Source organism: Micromonospora sp. NPDC051227 (genome assembly GCF_044455385.1).
GTDB lineage: Bacteria > Actinomycetota > Actinomycetes > Mycobacteriales > Micromonosporaceae > Micromonospora.
Genome location: NZ_JBITET010000004.1, coordinates 453,073 through 470,475, shown reverse-complemented (window position 1 = coordinate 470,475; position 17,403 = coordinate 453,073). Strand labels below are relative to the sequence as shown.

17 protein-coding genes are annotated in these 17,403 nt (G+C 73.2%); 8 read left to right on the top strand and 9 right to left on the bottom strand.

The window, feature by feature from the left end; all coding sequences use genetic code 11:
* Window positions 1-44: 44 nt before the first annotated feature.
* Both ACIA47_RS13670 and ACIA47_RS13665 read right to left on the bottom strand, forming a co-directional pair.
* On the bottom strand, window positions 45-1,538 hold the full coding sequence (locus tag ACIA47_RS13670; RefSeq protein ID WP_396707920.1) for a pyridoxal phosphate-dependent decarboxylase family protein: 1,494 nt from the start codon (window positions 1,536-1,538) through the stop codon (window positions 45-47).
* Window positions 1,539-1,565: 27 nt separating this feature from the next.
* Window positions 1,566-2,951, bottom strand: a complete 1,386-nt coding sequence (locus ACIA47_RS13665; protein WP_203125126.1) for an MFS transporter — start codon at window positions 2,949-2,951, stop codon at window positions 1,566-1,568.
* Between the two features lie 168 nt (window positions 2,952-3,119).
* On the opposite strand from ACIA47_RS13665, the gene ACIA47_RS13660 reads away from it, so the two are divergent.
* Both ACIA47_RS13660 and ACIA47_RS13655 read left to right on the top strand, forming a co-directional pair.
* The gene (locus ACIA47_RS13660) at window positions 3,120-3,683 is read left to right on the top strand and encodes a SigE family RNA polymerase sigma factor (RefSeq protein ID WP_396707918.1); all 564 of its coding nucleotides are present in this window, start codon (window positions 3,120-3,122) and stop codon (window positions 3,681-3,683) included.
* Window positions 3,676-4,884: a hypothetical protein gene (locus ACIA47_RS13655; RefSeq protein WP_396707916.1), complete on the top strand. Its 1,209-nt coding sequence runs from the start codon at window positions 3,676-3,678 to the stop codon at window positions 4,882-4,884. Before ACIA47_RS13660 ends, ACIA47_RS13655 begins: the two co-directional genes overlap by 8 nt.
* Before the next feature lie 87 nt (window positions 4,885-4,971).
* On the opposite strand, the gene ACIA47_RS13650 is transcribed toward ACIA47_RS13655, so the two are convergent.
* Window positions 4,972-5,286 (bottom strand): MGMT family protein, encoded by a 315-nt coding sequence (locus tag ACIA47_RS13650; protein ID WP_112699104.1) that lies wholly within the window; start codon window positions 5,284-5,286, stop codon window positions 4,972-4,974.
* Between the two features lie 13 nt (window positions 5,287-5,299).
* Between ACIA47_RS13650 and proB the strand changes: the two genes are divergently transcribed.
* A complete protein-coding gene (gene proB, locus ACIA47_RS13645; protein WP_396707913.1) occupies window positions 5,300-6,457 on the top strand; it encodes a glutamate 5-kinase in 1,158 nt (385 codons plus the stop codon).
* Window positions 6,458-6,547: 90 nt separating this feature from the next.
* The gene (locus ACIA47_RS13640; protein WP_396707911.1) at window positions 6,548-7,789 is read left to right on the top strand and encodes a glutamate-5-semialdehyde dehydrogenase; all 1,242 of its coding nucleotides are present in this window, start codon (window positions 6,548-6,550) and stop codon (window positions 7,787-7,789) included.
* Window positions 7,790-7,897: 108 nt separating this feature from the next.
* On the opposite strand, the gene ACIA47_RS13635 is transcribed toward ACIA47_RS13640, so the two are convergent.
* From ACIA47_RS13635 to ACIA47_RS13610, 6 genes are all read right to left on the bottom strand, one after another.
* Window positions 7,898-8,785, bottom strand: coding sequence for a prenyltransferase/squalene oxidase repeat-containing protein (locus ACIA47_RS13635; RefSeq protein WP_396708241.1), 888 nt, complete (start codon window positions 8,783-8,785; stop codon window positions 7,898-7,900).
* A 93-nt stretch (window positions 8,786-8,878) separates the two neighbouring features.
* On the bottom strand, window positions 8,879-10,060 hold the full coding sequence (gene moeZ / locus ACIA47_RS13630) for an adenylyltransferase/sulfurtransferase MoeZ (RefSeq protein ID WP_112584748.1): 1,182 nt from the start codon (window positions 10,058-10,060) through the stop codon (window positions 8,879-8,881).
* A 123-nt stretch (window positions 10,061-10,183) separates the two neighbouring features.
* Window positions 10,184-11,005: a DUF3152 domain-containing protein gene (locus tag ACIA47_RS13625; protein ID WP_396707909.1), complete on the bottom strand. Its 822-nt coding sequence runs from the start codon at window positions 11,003-11,005 to the stop codon at window positions 10,184-10,186.
* A 104-nt stretch (window positions 11,006-11,109) separates the two neighbouring features.
* A complete protein-coding gene (locus ACIA47_RS13620) occupies window positions 11,110-11,955 on the bottom strand; it encodes a DUF3152 domain-containing protein (protein ID WP_396707907.1) in 846 nt (281 codons plus the stop codon).
* Window positions 11,956-11,960: 5 nt separating this feature from the next.
* On the bottom strand, window positions 11,961-12,935 hold the full coding sequence (locus ACIA47_RS13615; protein ID WP_396707905.1) for an alpha/beta fold hydrolase: 975 nt from the start codon (window positions 12,933-12,935) through the stop codon (window positions 11,961-11,963).
* Window positions 12,936-12,958: 23 nt separating this feature from the next.
* Window positions 12,959-14,659 (bottom strand): hypothetical protein, encoded by a 1,701-nt coding sequence (locus ACIA47_RS13610; RefSeq protein WP_396708239.1) that lies wholly within the window; start codon window positions 14,657-14,659, stop codon window positions 12,959-12,961.
* A gap of 517 nt (window positions 14,660-15,176) precedes the next feature.
* On the opposite strand from ACIA47_RS13610, the gene ACIA47_RS13605 reads away from it, so the two are divergent.
* The 4 genes from ACIA47_RS13605 to ACIA47_RS13590 all read left to right on the top strand — a co-directional run bounded on the left by ACIA47_RS13605 (window position 15,177) and on the right by ACIA47_RS13590 (window position 17,390).
* Window positions 15,177-15,449, top strand: coding sequence for a hypothetical protein (locus ACIA47_RS13605; RefSeq protein ID WP_396707903.1), 273 nt, complete (start codon window positions 15,177-15,179; stop codon window positions 15,447-15,449).
* Between the two features lie 227 nt (window positions 15,450-15,676).
* Window positions 15,677-16,069 (top strand): hypothetical protein, encoded by a 393-nt coding sequence (locus tag ACIA47_RS13600; protein ID WP_396707901.1) that lies wholly within the window; start codon window positions 15,677-15,679, stop codon window positions 16,067-16,069.
* Between the two features lie 390 nt (window positions 16,070-16,459).
* Window positions 16,460-17,098 carry a TetR/AcrR family transcriptional regulator gene (locus ACIA47_RS13595; RefSeq protein ID WP_030489514.1) on the top strand — a complete coding sequence of 213 codons (639 nt, stop codon included), beginning with the start codon at window positions 16,460-16,462 and terminating at the stop codon, window positions 17,096-17,098.
* A gap of 64 nt (window positions 17,099-17,162) precedes the next feature.
* The gene (locus tag ACIA47_RS13590) at window positions 17,163-17,390 is read left to right on the top strand and encodes a DUF3107 domain-containing protein (protein WP_088950288.1); all 228 of its coding nucleotides are present in this window, start codon (window positions 17,163-17,165) and stop codon (window positions 17,388-17,390) included.
* Window positions 17,391-17,403 lie beyond the last annotated feature (13 nt).

Sequence of the window (17,403 nt, the reverse complement as noted above, 5' to 3'; positions counted from 1 at the left end):
CGCTACGTACGCCACGGGGGCGTACGTCGCGGCCGGCGCTCCGGTCACCAGGTGGGACGTTGCAGCAGCCCGACGAACTCGACCAGCAGCCGCTCCCGCAGGGCCGGCGGCGCGGCGTCGAGCAGCGTGTTCACCACCGCCATCCGCTCCGGCAGCGGCGCACCATCGGGCTCGCCGCCCATGCCCAGCCCGGCGGCCAGGCCGGCGACCAGCTCCGGGGTCAGCGCGTCCGGGGTCAACGACGTCGCCAGCGCCGTCAGTTCAGGCGGAAGGGCGACCGGACCGACCGCCTGGGCTGCGGCCACCGCGTCGGTCAGGTCCGGTCCGAACTCGGCGACCCGGGGCGCGACCGCGGCGGTCACCGTGAGGTGCACGCTGGCGGGCAGGCCGTCGTACGACAGTTGGGGTTGGGTGTGCCAGCCCCGCGCGGTCAGCTCGTCGACCAGGACGAACAGGTCGGGGCCACCCTCGGTGGCGGTGAAGCAGACGACTGTCGACTCCGGCTCGGCCATCAGCCGCAGCCCGTCGACGGCGCGGACCGCGTCGGCCAGCCCGGTTACCGCGTCCCGGGTGGTGGCGGTCAGCCGCAGGTAGCCCTCGTCGCCGAGGTGCCGCAACGTGGCGTACGCGGCGGCGATCGGGCCGCCCGAGCGGGTGGACGCGATCACCGGGTTGATCATGGTGTAGCCGGGCCAGTCGGCGTACGCGAAGTACTGCGGGGCGCGCAGCGTGGCGTCGCGGTGCAGCAGCACGGACACCCCCTTCGGCGCGTACGCGTACTTGTGCAGGTCGACCGAGATGGAGGTGACCCCGGGCACCGCGAAGTCGAACGGCGGCACCGGCTCCCCGAGCCGGCGCAGGTACGGCAGGGTCCAGCCGCCGAAGCAGGCGTCCACGTGGCAGCGCACCCCGGCCTCGGCCGCGGCGCCCGCGATCTCCGCGACCGGGTCCACCACCCCGTGCGCGTACGACGGCGCGGAGCAGGCGACCAGCACCGTCTCCGGGCGGATCGCGGCGGCCATCGCGGCCGGGTCGGGACGCAGCGTCTCCGGGGAGACGGGCACGACGTCCAGCGCCACCCGCAGGTAGTGCGCCGCCTTGGCGAACGCGGCGTGCGCGCTCGACGGCACCACGATCCGGGGTGCGGCGATCTCCGGGTGCGCGTCCCGGGCTGTCTTGACGGCGAGGATCAGCGACTCGGTGCCGCCACTGGTGACGCTGCCGACGACGTCCGGGGCGATGGTGCCCGGGCCGGCGCCCAGCACCCGGCCGGCGGCGCCGACGAGCGCGTTCTCCATGGCCAGCAGGGACGGGAACGCGGTCGGGTCCAACCCGTTGACGTGCGCGCTCTCCCGGTGGGCGGCGGCGGCCAGCTCGTCCAGGCCAGGCACCGCCGGGTCGTAGACGTACGCGAACAGCCGTCCACCGTGGGTGGGCGCGTCACTCGTCCGCAACTCCCGCACCTCTTCCAGAACCCGTTCCGCCGCAACCCCGGTAGCGGAAAGCGCCCCGGCCTCAACCCTGTTCTCGTCGATCATGGAGTAACGGTGCCCTTCTCGTGACGGTCAACGACTTTCGTCCCCCACCACAACCCCACGATCCGCCAGGTCGCTGTGGGCGGTGAGGGTGTACTGGCGGAGCAGAAGGATCGGAGGGGCGATCAGCAGGGCCGGGATCAGCGTGAAGCCGAGGAGGACACCCAGCCTCGCCGTGTCGGACTGGGCCGCCGCCGAGCCGGTGTCGGAGGACACGTAGCCGGAGAGCTGGAGCACGAGTCCGTAGATGCCCGGGCCGAGAGCCAGGCCGAAGGTCTCCCCGGCGGTCCACAGCCCGGTGAAGACGCCCGCCTGCCGTCGACCGGTGCGCGCCGTCTCGTGCGCTATGCAGTCCGGCAACATCGCCAGCGCGAAGACCTGCTGCCCGGCGTACCCCACGCCGATCAGCGCGACCACGAGATAGACGGCCACCGCCGGCAGCACCGGGGCGGCGACCAGGGCGAACGCGCCGACGGCGAGGATCAGCGAGGCGACGACCAGCGCGGTGCGCTTGCCCAGTCGGGCACCGATCCGGCTCCAGATCGGCATCACCAGCAGCGCCGGCCCGACGAAGCAGACGAAGAGCACTGTCGGCCCGCTCTCCTCGTCGCGCAGGATCTGCCCGGCGAAGTAGTTGACCCCGGCCAGGATCGTCGCCACTCCGGCGGACTGCACCACGAAGCAGATCAGCAGTGCCCGGAACGGGCGGTTGGCACCGGCCACGGCGAGCTGGGCGCGCAGGCTCGGCTCGCTCTCGCCCACCGTGCCGGTCGGCGCGGACCGGGTGCCCAGGAACGCGCCGAGGGCGCCGAGGGCGATCAGCACCGCCACGAACAGGCCCATCCAGCGGTGCCCGGCCACGCCGTCACCACCGGCGCCCACCACCAGCGGCGCGACCGCACCGGAGACCAGGATGGCCAGCGCCAGCACCGCGATCCGCCAGGTCATCAACCGGGTGCGCTCGGCGTAGTCACCGGTCAGCTCCGCCGGCATCGCCACGTACGGCACCTGGAAGAAGGCGAACGCGGTGGCGGTGGCGAGGAACGCGAACGCCACGTACGCCACGGCGGCCGGACCGTTACCGAAGGGCGCGGCGAAGATCGACGCGAACAGGACGGCGAGCGCGAGGCCGGCGACGAGCAGGTACGGCCGGCGAGCCCCCCACCGTGACCGGGTGCGGTCGGAGATCCGCCCGGCGACCGGGTTGACCAGCACGTCCCAGGCTTTCGGCAGCAACACCAGCAGGGCGGCCAGCCCGGCGGCCACGCCCAGGGTGTCGGTCAGGTACGGCAGCAGCAGCAGACCGGGCACGGTGCCGAACGCTCCGGTCGCCAGTGAACCGAGCGCGTAGCCGGCGTGCACCGACCGGGGCAGCGAGCCGGTGGCTGACGTGCCGGCGCCCGGCGGCGTTTTCATGGGCCCGAATGTTACTCACGTTATTTGGAGGGCTGACCAACCTGCCGGCCCTGGTAGGCACAGCCGAACAGTCAGGTTGACGGCAGTGCAGACCCGCAACCGCCGTCACCGTGTCGGAGTGTTACCGGTGCCCAGGGCTGACCAGCCTGGCGGTAACGGGGAGGGGCAGTGACAGCAACGATGGGAGCCCGCGCCAATGAGCCACCGGCGGCACGGCCGGCCGGTGGGGTGGTCGCGGCGACGATCACCTTCGACGACTTCTACTACGCGCATTTCAGCAGCGTGACCGCCCAACTGTGTGCGTACACCGGGGATCTGGGGCATGCGCAGGACCTGGCCCAGGAGGCGTTCTACCGAGCGTTGGCCCGCTGGGACCGCCTGGTCCGGTACGACGACCCGGTGGCCTGGGTCCGGCAGGTCGCCTGGAACCTGGCCCGGAGTCGCTGGCGACGCTTGCGTACCGCCCGCAACCATCTGCTGCGGCAACGACGCACCGAGGCGGAGGTGGCCGGTCCGACCCCCGACCGGGTGGCGATCGACGCGGCGTTGGCGCAGTTACCCGCCAACCATCGCCGAGCGGTCGTCCTGCACTACCTGGCCGACCTCTCCGTCAGTCAGATCGCCGCTCAGGAAGGGGTGGCCGAGGGCACCGTGAAGTCCTGGTTGCACCGTGGCCGGACGGCCCTGGCCGGGCTGCTCGACGAGAACACCGAGGGGGTGTGCGATGTCTGACCTCGACCCGCGACTGCGCGAGCGGTTCACCGCGTACCGCAATGATGTGGTCAGCCAGGCCGCCGGCCCCGGGCCCGACCAGGCCCGGCACCTCCTGCGCCGACGCCGGCGGATGACGGCGGTGGCCGTGGCCGCCGCGGCGGTCGTTCTGGTGGTGGCCCCCGTCGTCGCCAACGCCGCACTGCGCGGTGACCAGAACAGGCCGGTGCCGGCGGAGTCCGCCCAACCCACCGCCCCGTCGACCTCGGCACCGCCGACGCCCACACCGAACGCGTCGCCGTCGGCGACCACGAGCACCCCGAACGCCCCGGACGGGCGGATCAGTCGGGGCCAACTGCTCGCCACCCGGGTCGACCTGCCGAGTTGGCCGTCGGGGATGGCGGAGGGCGGCTGCACCACCTCGAAGGTTCGGCTCAAGACCAACACGACGGACACCTTCGTGTCGATGTTGGCGGACGACCCGTTCAGGTACGGCGACCTGGACGACGACGGTGCCGTCGAGACCATCGCCGTCGTCGCCTGCCGGTACGGCGAGGCGTCGGCGAAGCAGGTGGTGGCCTTCGACCGGGACCCGGACGGTCGAATCGTGACGGTCGGCAGGGTGGTCCGGACCGGCGACGGCTTCGACGACATTCGCGCTGTGGAAGTCCACCGGAACGGGTCGGTCGAGGTGCGCGTGGCCGACATCGTGCCATGCTGCGGCACACCGGTCTACCTGCGCCGAGAGCAGGTGCGGACGTACCAGTGGGACGGGGAGCGATTCGGTCAGACCGACGGCCCCACGGCATTCGGCAAGGACCCCCGACTCACCGACCTGAGGTTGCGCATGACCCACGAGCTGGTCGAGGTCCCCGGTGCCGACAGCCGGCGCAAACTCACCACCGTCCTCACCGTCACCAACGCCGGGCCGCTCGACGCGCCCCAAATCTCTGTCCGTGGCTTCGACTTCGAGGCGGCGGGCGGGGACTGGTCGAAGTGCGACCCGAAGCACGCGGCCGAGACGGCCAACCGGTCGTGCCTGCTACCCGGAGTGCCGGCCGGTGAGTCGCGGCGCTACACGTTCGTCCAACTGGTGCCGGGGGAGCCCGGGCCCGACGCGCACATCCGGGGATTCTGGGTCGCCCACCACGATGCCCAGGACCGCGAGTGGCCCGATGTGAAAAAGGACGACAACAGCGTCGATCTCCCCTTCAAGCTCTGATCCACCTCGCGGTGCCCCGTCCCTGACCCGGAGGGGGCACCGCGCCGCCGGCGATCCGCGCCACCGACCGCACCCGCTCGGCGATGGTCACCGAACCTCGTCCGGCGACCAGCCCGCCGCCGCGATGTCCACTCCCTCGCCGCGCAACGGCACTCCCTCGGCCCGCAGTCGGGCCCGCGCCTCCCGCTCGTGCCCCGGCGGCAGTCGACCACTCGCGGTCACCACCCGATGCCAGGGCACCGAGCCCCCGTGCCGGGCCATGATGTTGCCGACCAACCGGGCGGAGGCACGCCCCGAGCGTTCGGACAGCGCGTCGGCCACCCCGCCGTACGACATGACCCGGCCCTCCGGGATCCGCTCGACCAGGTCGAGCACCGCCTCGACGTACTCGTCTGGAGTCACAATCCGCCACCATATGGGAACGCCGCCGGGCGGTGCGGCCGTGACCACGCAGAATGGTCGGGTGCGCGACGCAGTCACGACGGCCCGGCGGGTCGTCGTCAAGATCGGATCCTCCTCGTTGACCACCGCCACCGGCGGGTTGGCCGACGAGCGCGTCGACACGCTGGTCGACACCCTCGGTCGACTCACCGGCGAAGGGCGCGAGGTGGTGCTGGTCTCCTCCGGCGCCATCGCCGCCGGGCTCGCCCCGCTCGGGCTGTCCCGACGCCCGCGCGACCTGGCCACCCAGCAGGCCGCCGCCAGCGTCGGGCAGGGGCTGTTGATCGGCCGGTACGCGGCCAGCTTCGCCCGGCACGGCCGCACCGTCGGGCAGGTGCTGCTCACCGTCGACGACGTGACCCGGCGAGCGCACTACCGCAACGCGTACCGGACGCTGCGCAAGCTGCTCGACCTGCGGGCGGTGCCGATCGTCAACGAGAACGACACGGTGGCAACCCAGGAGATCCGGTTCGGCGACAACGATCGGCTGGCCGCCCTGGTGGCCGCGCTGGTGCACGCCGACCTGCTGGTGCTCCTCTCCGACGTGGACGCGCTCTGGACCGGCGACCCCACCAACCCGCGCTCGACGCGGATCGCCGAGGTGCGCGACGACGCGGACCTCGCCGGCATCACCATCGGCGGGGCCGGCCGGTCCGGCGTCGGCACCGGTGGCATGGTGACCAAGGTCGAGGCCGCGCGGATCGCCACCGGCTTCGGCATCCCGGTGGTGCTCACCGCCGCCGACCTGGCCACGCCGGCGCTGGCCGGCGACCCGGTCGGCACGCTCTTCCATCCGCAGCGGCGACGCCCGACGGCCCGGCTGTTCTGGCTGGCACACGCCACCTCACCCCGGGGGCGGCTGCACCTCGACCCGGGCGCGGTCGCCGCCGTCGTCGGGCGGCGCAAGTCGCTGCTCCCGGCCGGCATCACCGCAGTGGACGGCACGTTCACGGCCGGCGACCCGGTGGACCTGGTGGACACCGCCGGCGCACCGGTCGCCCGAGGGCTGGTCAACTACGACGCGGTGGAGCTACCCGGGCTGCTCGGCCGCTCCACGTCCGAACTCGCCGCGGCGCTCGGCCCGGCGTACGAACGAGAGGTCGTCCACCGCGACGACCTGGTGCTGCTCTAAGGAGTCGACAATGAGTGAGCGTCAGCGAGCGAATCATCGAATCAGCGCGGTGGTGCCTCAGGGCGGCACGCAGCGCAGCGGAGTGCCGGCATGAGCGTGACCGAGCAGGCGCGACTGGCGAGGGACGCCGCCGCGGAGTTGGCCGTGGCCACGCGTACGGTAAAGGACGCCGCGCTGGTGGCGATGGCCGACGCGCTGGTGGCGCGTACCCCGGAGATCCTGACCGCGAACGAGACGGACCTGGCGGCCGGCCGTGAAGCCGGGTTGAGCGCGGCCGTGCTGGACCGGCTCGCGCTCGACGCGGGTCGGGTGGCCGGCATCGCCGACGCGCTGCGTGAGATGGCCGCGTTGCCCGACCCGGTCGGCGAGGTGGTCCGCGGCTCCACCCTGCCCAACGGCCTGGAGCTGCGCCAGATCCGGGTGCCGTTCGGGGTGGTCGGCATCATCTACGAGGCGCGGCCCAACGTGACAGTGGACGCCGCCGGGATTTGCCTCAAGTCCGGCAACGCGGCGCTCCTGCGAGGGTCGTCGTCGGCCGCGCACTCGAACGCCGCGCTGGTAGCGGTGCTGCGCGACGCGGTCGCCGGGGCCGGTCTGCCCGCCGACGCGGTGCAGTTGCTCGACGCCAGCTCCCGGGACTCGGTCAAGGAGCTGATGCGCGCCCGGGGTCTCGTCGACGTGCTCATTCCGCGCGGTGGCGCGTCGCTGATCCGCACCGTGGTCGAGGAGTCGACAGTGCCGGTGATCGAGACCGGGGTGGGCAACTGCCACGTCTACGTCGACGCCGCCGCCGACCTGGCGAAGGCCGTCGCGGTGACGCTGAACGCCAAGACGCAACGCCTGTCCACCTGCAACACCGCCGAGTCGCTGCTGGTGCACGCGGGCATCGCCGACGCGTTCCTGCCGCCGGTGCTGGCCGCGTTCGCCGAGGCGGGGGTGACGGTGCACGGCTCACCCGAGGTGGCTGCCCACTCCGCCGCCGTGGTCCCGGCGACCGAGGAGGACTACGCCACCGAGTACCTGTCCGCCGACATCTCGGTGGCGGTGGTCGACTCGCTGGACGCGGCGGTCGCGCACATCCGCCGCTTCGGCACCGGGCACACCGAGGCGATCATCACCGACTCGGCGAGCGCGGCCCGCGACTTCGTCGCGAGGGTGGACGCGGCGGCGGTGATGGTGAACGCTTCGACCCGGTTCACCGACGGGGGCGAGTTCGGCTTCGGTGCGGAGATCGGCATCTCCACCCAGAAGCTGCACGCCCGCGGTCCGATGGGCCTGCCCGAGTTGACCAGCACCAAGTACGTCGTCACCGGCGACGGGCACGTGCGCTAAGGCCCTACCCCCTCCCGCGATCTTGCACTTACTGCCCCGACGCAAGGGGCATTTACGCGCAAATCCGCAACCGAAACTGCAAGATCGCCGAGGTGGGGGCGGGGCGGCTCAGCCGGGCGTGGTGGGGCGGGCGGCGCGGATCGCGGCCAGCGTGGCGTGCACGTCGAACTGGTGGCCGTCGTCGCTCTCCCAGCCGCCGTCGCTGCGCTGGGTCTCGGTCAGCCGGCGCAGCGCCCGCACCATGATCCAGTCCTGTGGGTCGACGCCGGCGCGGCGCAACGTGGCCGCCAGCCACGCCACGTCCCCGGGGGACATCTTCGGCATCCGCTCGGCGAGCACCACCTGGATCCGGGCCGACTCCTGGAACATCTCCTGCCGGTGCAGCACGGCCGCGCTCAGCCAGCCGGCGGCGAGGTATGACGGCCAGCTACCGTCCGGGCGCAGCCGCGCGGCGAGCGAGTGGGCCGCCGCCTGCACCACCCCGGCGTACGCCCCGCCGACCCGATGGTCGAGCGGACCCGAGGCCCGGGCGTCCAGGCCAGCGACGGTGAGCCAGAAGCCGGCGTTGGCCGACACGAGGAACCCGGCCTCCGGGTCGCCGGGACGGGCCCACTCCGGTGCCGAGCCGGCCAGCGACGCGTCCTCTTCCCAACCGCCGTCGGCCTGCTGCCGGGACGCCAGCCAGTCCAGAGCGCGGCGGGCGGCGGGACGACCGAGCGCGCCCAGGTCGTCCAACTCGACGAGCCGGAAGCAGGTGGCGTCGATCGAGGCGACCTCGCCGCCCCAGGTGGCCGGCCAACCGCCATCCGGTGACTGGCCGACCTCGGCCGTCTCCAGCAACTCGGCGGGCACGACGGTGCCGTTGCGGAGCCAGGAGAGTCGGGCGCGTTCCACCGCATCCCCATGCGCCACGACGAACCCGATCGCGGCTTCCAAGTCGACCACGGCGGAGACGCTACCTGCGCAGACGCGATGCCGCCTCAGAGAATCGGCCAGCCCGGAATAGCTGCGTCGCTCCAGCCGGACGGCCGCTCGGCGTCACCTGCGTCGATTTGCCGGGGCGGCTACCCGGCCGCCCCGGCTCGATCGTCAATACGCGGGCAGCGACGGGTCGATCTGCTTGATCCAGGAGAGCACGCCGCCCTGCACGTGCACGGCATCCTTGAATCCGGCCGCCTTGAGCGCGGCGAGCGCCTCCGCCGAGCGGACGCCGGACTTGCAGTGCAGCACGATCTGCCGGTCCTGCGGCAGCTTCGCGAGGGCCTCACCGGAGATGATGTCGCCCTTGGGGATCAGGGTGGCGCCGGGGATCTGGACGATCTCGTACTCGGCCGGCTCGCGTACGTCGACGAGGAAGATGTCCTTGCCGGCGTCCTGCCACTCCTTGAGCTCCAGGGCGGTGATGGTCGAGTCGAGCGTCGCCTCCTGGGCCTCCTCGGAGACCGCGCCGCAGAAGTCCTCGTAGTCTTCCAACAGGTCGGTGACCGTCGGGTTGTCGCCGCAGAGCGCGCAGTTCGGGTCCTTGCGGACCTTGATCTTGCGGTATTCCATCTCCAGGGCGTCGTAGACCATCAGGCGACCGACCAGCGGCTCACCGATGCCGGTGAGCAGTTTGATCGCCTCGTTCACCTGGATCGAACCGATCGACGCGCAGAGCACCCCGAGCACGCCACCCTCGGCGCAGGAGGGGACCATGCCGGGCGGCGGCGGCTCCGGGTACAGGCAGCGGTAGCAGGGGCCGTGCTCGGCCCAGAACACCGACGCCTGGCCGTCGAAGCGGTAGATCGAGCCCCAGACGTACGGCTTACCCAGCAGCACCGCCGCGTCGTTCACCATGTAGCGGGTGGCGAAGTTGTCGGTGCCGTCGACGATCAGGTCGTACTGGGCGAAGATCTCGCGGACGTTCTCGCGGTCCAGCGCGGTGTTGTGGATCTCCACGTTGACCAGGGGGTTGATCTCGCGGATCGACGCGGCGGCGGACTCGGCCTTGGACCGGCCGATGTCGGAGACGCCGTGGATGACCTGGCGCTGGAGGTTCGACTCGTCGACGGTGTCGAAGTCGATGATGCCGAGCGTGCCGACCCCGGCCGCGGCGAGGTACAACAGGGCGGGCGACCCGAGGCCACCGGCGCCGACACAGAGCACCCGGGCGTTCTTCAGCCGCTTCTGGCCGGTCACCCCGACGTCCGGGATGATCAAGTGACGTGAGTAGCGGCGGATCTCGTCTACGGTCAGCTCGGCGGCGGGCTCGACGAGCGGGGGCAACGACACGGTGGACTCCCCGGGATCGGCGGTGTGAACCGCGCCATTGTTGCTCGCGGGATCCCCCCTCGGCCATGAGGGACGACACGTGGTCCGGTATGCGGGAGCGGGAATAACCGACGAGCCGGCAGATCAGGGGACGATGTCCCCCGCGTAGCGACGACCGTCGAGGTACGGCCAGGCGTTGGCGACGCAGCCTTCCAGGCCGTACGTCTGCTGCTGCATCACCGGGGCGGGCTCGCCCGGGCCGGGGCACGCCTCGTGCTCCTCGCCGAACTCGTGGCCCACCTCGTGGTTGACCACATAGGTGCGGTAGGTGTCCAGCGAAGCGCCGTAGTCGGGGACCGCCTCCATCCAGCGGGCCAGGTTGATGATGACCTGACCGGGCAGGCGACAGGAGGTGTAGCGCTCTGTGGTCAACCCGCCCTCGGCGCACATCCGCTCGGACGTGACCGGGGTGGCCAGGTAGATGGTGAAGTCGGCGGCCCCGGCGTCGGCCACCCGTTGCACCCGCAGCTCATCGGACGCGATCCAACTGCGCGGGTCGGCCAGCACCTCGTCCACCCTTGCGGCGAACACGTCGGCGTCCTGGCCGGCGCCTCGTTCGACGACGACCCGGTATCGGTGCAGCGGCCCGTCCGTTCCGTGCACTGGCGTCTCGCCGTCGGCTGCCGTGAAGCGTCCCGCTCCGACCGACGGATAGCCGGTGGGCGCCGGGTGCGCGGCCGCCCCGCCTCCGTGGCCCATGCCGCCCTGCGTGGTGGCCGGAGGCTCGACCGACGGCCCGCCGCCCCGGCTCACCGTCACCCCGATGGCGGCCGCGAGCACGAGCAGGCCGAACAGAATGCTGCGACGACGACGCCGGTGCATCCGGACGAACGCCTGACGCACGCCCCGCAACGCCGAGCGGGGCTCGGGCGGCCGGGGCGGGCCGTAAGGGGACGACGGCGTCATGGGATCAAGCGTGCCAGATTATTCGGGCATTTCTCCGTTTTTTATCGCTATTACCGCAAGCCGCCCGATGGAGGGGTCAATGGCGGCGGGTCAGGCCGAGCAACTCACAGGGCGGGACCGGTGTATCGACGCCCGTTCAGGTACGGCCACGGGTTGACCCGGCAACCGTTGAGGAAGAGCGTCTGCTGCATCATCACCGGCGCCGGCCGGCCCGCACCGGGGCAGCGCTCGTGCCGATGCCCGAGCTGGTGACCCACCTCGTGGTTGACCACGTACGTCCGGTAGACCGTCAACGGCACGCCGGCCGAGACGAAGTGCGGCACTGACAACCGCCACCGATCCAGGTTGATGATCACCTGGCCGGGCGCTCGACAGGACGTGTACGGGCGACCGTCGATCCGGATGTCCACCCCACCCTTCGCGCACATCCGACCCGCGGTGCGGGCGGTGGCCAGGTAGACGGTGAAGTCCCGAGGCGCAGCCCCCGGCACCTGCTGTAGCCGCAACCTGCCGCTGTCGACCCAACTGCCCGGCCCGGCGAGCGCCACCTCAACCGCCTGGGCGAACCCGGTGACGTCCTCGGCACTGCCCGACTCCACCGCGACCCGGTAACGCCGCAGCTCACCCGCCCGACCCAGCACCGGGCCGGAACGGGCGTCATAGCCGAACCCGCCCGTGCCGGCGCTCGGAACCGCGCCGGGCACCCGCAACACCGGGGGCTGGCTGGACGGAACCGCGCCAGAGGGCGAGGGGTCGGGCGGCAGCGGCCCGGCCACCAGCGGCGGCGCGCCGATCTCCTCGGCGGCCAACCTGTCAGCGCCGGGATGCCCACCCGGCCCCTCGGCGATCACGGTCACCGCCGCGCCGACGGCCACCACCACCGCCACCAGCTGGGCGAACAGCGCGAAACGTCGCCGACGGCGAGCAGGATGGCGGGCTGAGCTGGGCATCCAGGTCAGCCTGCCAGATCAGACCGCCCCGCGGCGTCCTCCGTTTCGGCGAGCAGGCCGACCACCGCGCGGGCAACCAGCCGGGGAACCTCCAACTGCGCCACATGGCCGACGCCCTGGAGCATCATCAATCGGCTGTCCGGAATGACCCGGGCGGTCTGCGGCGCGACCCGCACGTCGACCAGACGGTCCTGCAGACCGCCCACCACCAGGGTCGGTGCGCGCACCGCCTCGGCGAGGCGCCACAGCGACCCCGGCCCCGGCAGGTACGCCCGCAGGAAGCTGGAAACCAGCCCACGGAACGTCCGGACGTACGCGGCGGCGTAGTGCTCGGCCTCGTACCGCACCCGGATCTCCTCCAGCGCCTCGGCCCGGCGCTGATCGCAGATCCGGCTGAGGTCGGCGACGCACGCCTCCAGCACCTGCTGGGCCATCACCTCGGGAGCAAGCTGAGTGAGGTGCCGGGCGACCAGACGCTCACCTCGGGGAATGGCGAGCACCGGCAGCATCCGCCCCTGCAACGAGCGCCGGAAATCCAGGAACGGCAGCGCCGGGGAGATCAGGGTGAGGGTGCGTACCAGATCCGGCCGGAGCCCGGCGACCTGGACCGCCACCGCGCCACCCAGCGAGTTGCCGAACAGGTGCACCGGCCCTCGACCGGAATGCTCGATCCAGCGGACGACCAGATCCGCGAAGGCCGGAATCGTGTAGCTCGGGCCCGGCTCGCTCCGGCCGAAGCCGGGCAGGTCGATGGCCTGACCGTCCAGCCGGTCGGCGAGCAGCCCGGCCAGGTCGGTCCAGTTCTGCGACGACCCGCCCAACCCGTGCACGTACAGCGCCGGCTCCGCGCCAGCGGCGGTGGCCGGGGTGTCCCGGACGTACGTGACCCGGCCGTCGAGGCGGACTGCCCGGCCCGGCCACGGCGGCGGAACGCGGTCGTCGGGGAGCAGGTGGTCCGGCCAGAGGGTGGCGCGTCTCATCGCTCCAGTCTGCCTCGAACCACTCAGGACAGCAGCGCCTCCAGCCGACGGTTGACCGCCGCCAGCGTCGCCCGGACCACCGCCTGACGCGGATCACCCGCGACCAGGGCCGACCCGGCGAGCTGCTCGACCCAGCCCTCACAAACCAGCAGCGCCACCACGGTGGCCACCTCGCAATTGCCGAACGGCACCACTGCCGCGTGTTCGACGAAACAGCGCCCCCGCTCGGCGTTCTCGGCCCCGCGCAGCAACTCGTCCACCGCGGCCGCCGCCGCCACCGCGCAGAGCCGCAACACGTAGCCGTCCACGGCCGGCCCGGTGGCGTACCCGGAGGCGCTGTCGCCCCCGGCCAGCAGCCGGACCTCCACGTTCGCGTCCAAGCCGAAGGTGCTGACCTGCACGTGGTCGATCACCACTCGGGGCCCCGGCGTACCGCCGGTCTCCAGCGGCCGGGACGGCGCCGACTCCGTCGTGGTCACCTGACCACCGGAGTACGACGTGCCCAGCGTCGCCGGGCTACCGGTCGCGGCGCCGGTCGGCGCGGACGAGACCGACCCGGGTTCCTCCACCGTGGCGCGCCCCCGGTGCGGAGCGTTCGAACGGCGGCGGCGCGTCGGGTCCGTGCCGGTCCGCTGCTCCGGGCCGGACGGCGGGGACTCGACCCGACCGCCGGACGGGCGGGCGACCGTCGGCGACTCGGCCGACCGGACCTCGCCGAAATCGCGCGAAGCCGCGTTTCGAATCTCCGGGGTACGCCGCTCGGCGGGCTCAGCCGCGCGACGGCGAACCGGTGGAGGCGGCGTGCTGGGCAGGCCGGGCACGTTCTGCGGGGCCGCGGCCAACCCCATCCGGTCCTGGAGCAGCCGGGCCACCTGCCGGCTCACCTCGGCCGGGTCGGCGCCGTCGGCCAGGTCCAGTCGCAGACTGTGCGCTCCCGCTGGCGTACGGCGCAGAGCCGCGTCGCGGACACCGGCCACCTCCCGGACGGCGTCCAGGATGGCGTTGACATCGAACCCCTCGGGGCGCTCGCGCAGGGGGGCCGGCTCGTCGTCCCGGCGCAGGTGAGTGGCGATGCGGGCGAGTTCCGGGGTTTCGGCGGGTGGCTCCACGGCTGGCGGCTCCGGCACGACGGGCACGTCCGGTTCCGCGGGGACGCGCTGCGGCAGCACCACCGCGCTCGCAGCCGACGGCCGGCCATCGTCGGCCGGCGACGTCGGGTCGGGTGCGGATCGGCGCGCCGCGTAGGCGGAGGCGGACGCCGGTGCGGGCTGATCGCGGCGGCCGGAACCCTTGGTGGCGGTGGGCGGGACCGCCGCGGTGGAGGACGGGGTGGCGTCAGTCGACGGCAAGCCGTTGACCGGCGCGGCCGATGGGGGCGGCTCGACGGGTGACGGTCCGGGCACGGGTGTCGCCGGCCGGAGCCGGAACGGTGCGGTCGGTCGGACGTCGGGCCGGGAGCGGCCGGGTGTCTCGCCTCCGTCGCCCCCACCGGCGCTGGCCGACCGGCTGGCCGGCCACGAGGGGCGCTCGACCGGGGTGGCCGGGAGCCGGCCCTCGGACCAGTCCGGCCGCTCGGCCCGGGAACTGCTCGCCGTCGGCGCACCGCCGGTCCAGGACGAGCGCTCGGCGACCAGCGACGGGCCTGCCGGAGCCGGTGGCGTGTCGGTCAGCGTGGGAGGTGGCCCGGCCGGAGCCGGAGGCGGGCCGGCGGGTGCCGGAGGTATCGCCTCGGCCGGTGCGGGCGGGTCGGCCGATGCCGGGCTGGAGGCCCAGGAGGGTCGCGTCGACGGAGAGCTGGCCGGTGCCGGATCGGCACCGGCGGCCCAGGACGGCCGCGCCGACGCCGCGCTGGTCGCGGGCGGTTCGGACCCGCCGGCCCAGGACGGTCGAACCGGCGGCACGCTGGTCGCCGCCTCGGACCCGCCGGCCCAGGACGGCCGCACCGGCGGCACGCTGGTCGGCGTCGGATCGGACCCCCCAGCCCAGGAGGGCCGCGCGGGCGACGCGCTGGTGGGATCGGGATCGGCCCCGCCAGCCCAGGACGGACGGTCGGCCCGGGGTCCGCCGGTCGCCCCGGACCCCGCCCAGGACGGACGGTCAGCCGGTGGACCACTGGTCGGCGTCGCACCACCCGCCCACGACGGACGGTCAGCGGGCGGACCACTGGTCGGCGTCGCACCACCCGCCCACGACGGACGGTCAGCGGGCGGTGCGCTGGTCGGTTCGGCGGGGCGTTCCGCGGTGGACTCGGATTCGCCCCGGCCGGGTTCGTACGCCCGGGGTGGATCGACACGCACCGGCTCGTACGGGCGGGGCACCTCGGCGCGCACCGGCTCGTACGGCTGGTGGGGTTCGCCGACCCAGTCCGGCGCCGGCTCGTCCCGTGCTGTCGGGCCGGCCGGCTCGTCGTCCTGGCGGGACCAGGGCGGGGCCCACCCGCCACCCCAGCTCGGACGGTTCCAGCTCGGCCCCGACCAGTCGGGCTCGATGGCCGACGACTCCCCGGCCCGGTGAGTTTCGCCGGGACGGTGCGCGTCCCCGGTGCGATGCGTCTCTCCGGCACGATGCGTCTCTGCCGGCCGGGAACTCTCGGCAGCGCGGCCGGGCTCGCCCTCGTCGGCGGAGGCGGCCGGGCCCGGGGTGCGTCCCGAGGTCGCGGCGGGCTCGGGTGCGAGCGGGTCCCGCCAGTCGCGTGGCGCGGTCGGACTCTCGTCGGCGGCCAGCCGCTCGCCGGTCGGCGCATGAAAACCGGGCGGCACCTCGAAACCCGACGCTGCGGTGCCGACGGGCGGCACCTGGACGGCCGGCGGGGCCGACGTGGGCAACCCGGGCTCGGCCCAACGGGCACGGTGCGCGGCAGCCGGATCGACGGTGGAGTGTGGGGCGGGGCCCGGGTCGGGCTCGACGGCACCCTGCTCCGTCGGCGGTGCGGGACGTTGGGCGGGCACCACGAGCCGGTCGCTGGCCGCTCCGGGGCGACCCTCGGCGGGCAGCCCGGGCGGGGCGCTCACCGGCGTGGCGCGTCCCGCGGGCGGTTCGAGACCGGGGTGGTGGACGCCGTTGACGTCGTCCGGGTGGTGCGCGCCGTTGACGTGGTGGCCGTTGGTGCGGGCCGGCGACTCGGGGTCGCCTGACCGCCCGACCAGGGGCGATGGCAGATCGCCGTGTCGTGTCGAGGAGGTCCGCCAACCCGACGCGGGGCCGGGCTGCAAGCGCGGCGCCTCATCCCGGGCGTCCTCGTGGTCGGCGGCTCGGGGCCACCCACCCGCCGGAGGCGCCCACCCACTGACGGAACGGCTCGGGTCGTCGTGCTGACCCGCTCCGTCACCGTGCTCTCCCGGGGTGGCGGCTCCGGGTTGCCCTGTTTCACTCACCGCGCGCTCCTTGGTCGCCCCCGCTGAGGCTACCGTGTGCCGAGAGTGGCGATAAGTTACAGCGGCGGGCCATTTCCACGACCGAGGTCACGGGCCTCGCCCGGTCTGGGGGGAAAATGCCGGCTCGTACGGAGAAACTCGGAGGATCCCATGACCGCTGCGGGGAATGGTGCACAGACCGCTGGCCGGCCCACCCGCCTGCCCCGCTCCGCGCGCCGTAAGCAGCTTCTCGCTGCGGCGCAGGAGGTGTTCGTCGCGCAGGGCTACCACGCCGCCGCGATGGACGACATCGCCGAGCGGGCCGGGGTCTCGAAACCGGTGCTCTACCAACACTTTCCCGGAAAGATGGATCTCTACCTGGCGCTGCTGGACACGCACTGTGACGCCATCGTCGCTCAGGTGCAGGACGCGATGCGCGGTACCAGCGACAACAAGGAGCGGGTCAGCGCGTCGGTACGGGCGTACTTCGACTTCGTCGACCACGAGAGCGAGGCGTTCCGGCTCGTCTTCGAGTCGGATCTGCGCAACGACCCGGCCGTGCGGCAGCGGGTGGAGCGGGTCGAGCAGGGCTGCATCGCGGCGATCACCGACACCATCATCTCCGACACCGGGGTGAGCCGGGCGCACGCCGAGCTGCTCGCCTCCGGGCTGGTCGGCGCGGCGGAGACGGCCGCGCAGTTCTGGCTGGCCGGTGGCCGGCAGGTGCCGAAGGCCGAGGCCGAGGCGTTGGTGGCCGCGCTGTCGTGGCGGGGCATCGCGAGCTTCCCGCTGCAAGGTGAGTCAGCCTGACCGCCGGCCCCGTGATCGGATAGCCTTCGCAGGGCGGTTCTTTCGCCCCAGTTGAGGAGGCACAGTGGAGGTCAAGATCGGCGTGCAGTACGCGCCACGCGAGCTGGTAGTGGACAGCGCGCAGTCGCCGGCCGAGATCGAGCAGATCGTGACCGACGCCTTCGCCGGCAACGGCGGCACGCTCTCCCTGACCGACGAGAAGGGCCGGCGGGTCATCGTTCCGGTCGAGAAGGTCGCCTACGTCGAGATCGCCGAGGCGTCGTCCCGGGCGGTCGGGTTCACCGTCCGCTGACCGGTCCGGCCAT

Coding starts and splice junctions, on each gene's coding strand:
- ACIA47_RS13670 (WP_396707920.1), bottom strand. CDS start 1,538: ATGATCGACGAGAACAGGGTTGAGGCCGGGGCGCTTTCCGCTACCGGG.
- ACIA47_RS13665 (WP_203125126.1), bottom strand. CDS start 2,951: ATGAAAACGCCGCCGGGCGCCGGCACGTCAGCCACCGGCTCGCTGCCC.
- ACIA47_RS13655 (WP_396707916.1), top strand. CDS start 3,676: ATGTCTGACCTCGACCCGCGACTGCGCGAGCGGTTCACCGCGTACCGC.
- proB (WP_396707913.1), top strand. CDS start 5,300: ATGGGAACGCCGCCGGGCGGTGCGGCCGTGACCACGCAGAATGGTCGG.
- ACIA47_RS13640 (WP_396707911.1), top strand. CDS start 6,548: ATGAGCGTGACCGAGCAGGCGCGACTGGCGAGGGACGCCGCCGCGGAG.
- ACIA47_RS13625 (WP_396707909.1), bottom strand. CDS start 11,005: ATGACGCCGTCGTCCCCTTACGGCCCGCCCCGGCCGCCCGAGCCCCGC.
- ACIA47_RS13620 (WP_396707907.1), bottom strand. CDS start 11,955: ATGCCCAGCTCAGCCCGCCATCCTGCTCGCCGTCGGCGACGTTTCGCG.
- ACIA47_RS13615 (WP_396707905.1), bottom strand. CDS start 12,935: ATGAGACGCGCCACCCTCTGGCCGGACCACCTGCTCCCCGACGACCGC.
- ACIA47_RS13600 (WP_396707901.1), top strand. CDS start 15,677: ATGAAAACCGGGCGGCACCTCGAAACCCGACGCTGCGGTGCCGACGGG.
- ACIA47_RS13595 (WP_030489514.1), top strand. CDS start 16,460: ATGACCGCTGCGGGGAATGGTGCACAGACCGCTGGCCGGCCCACCCGC.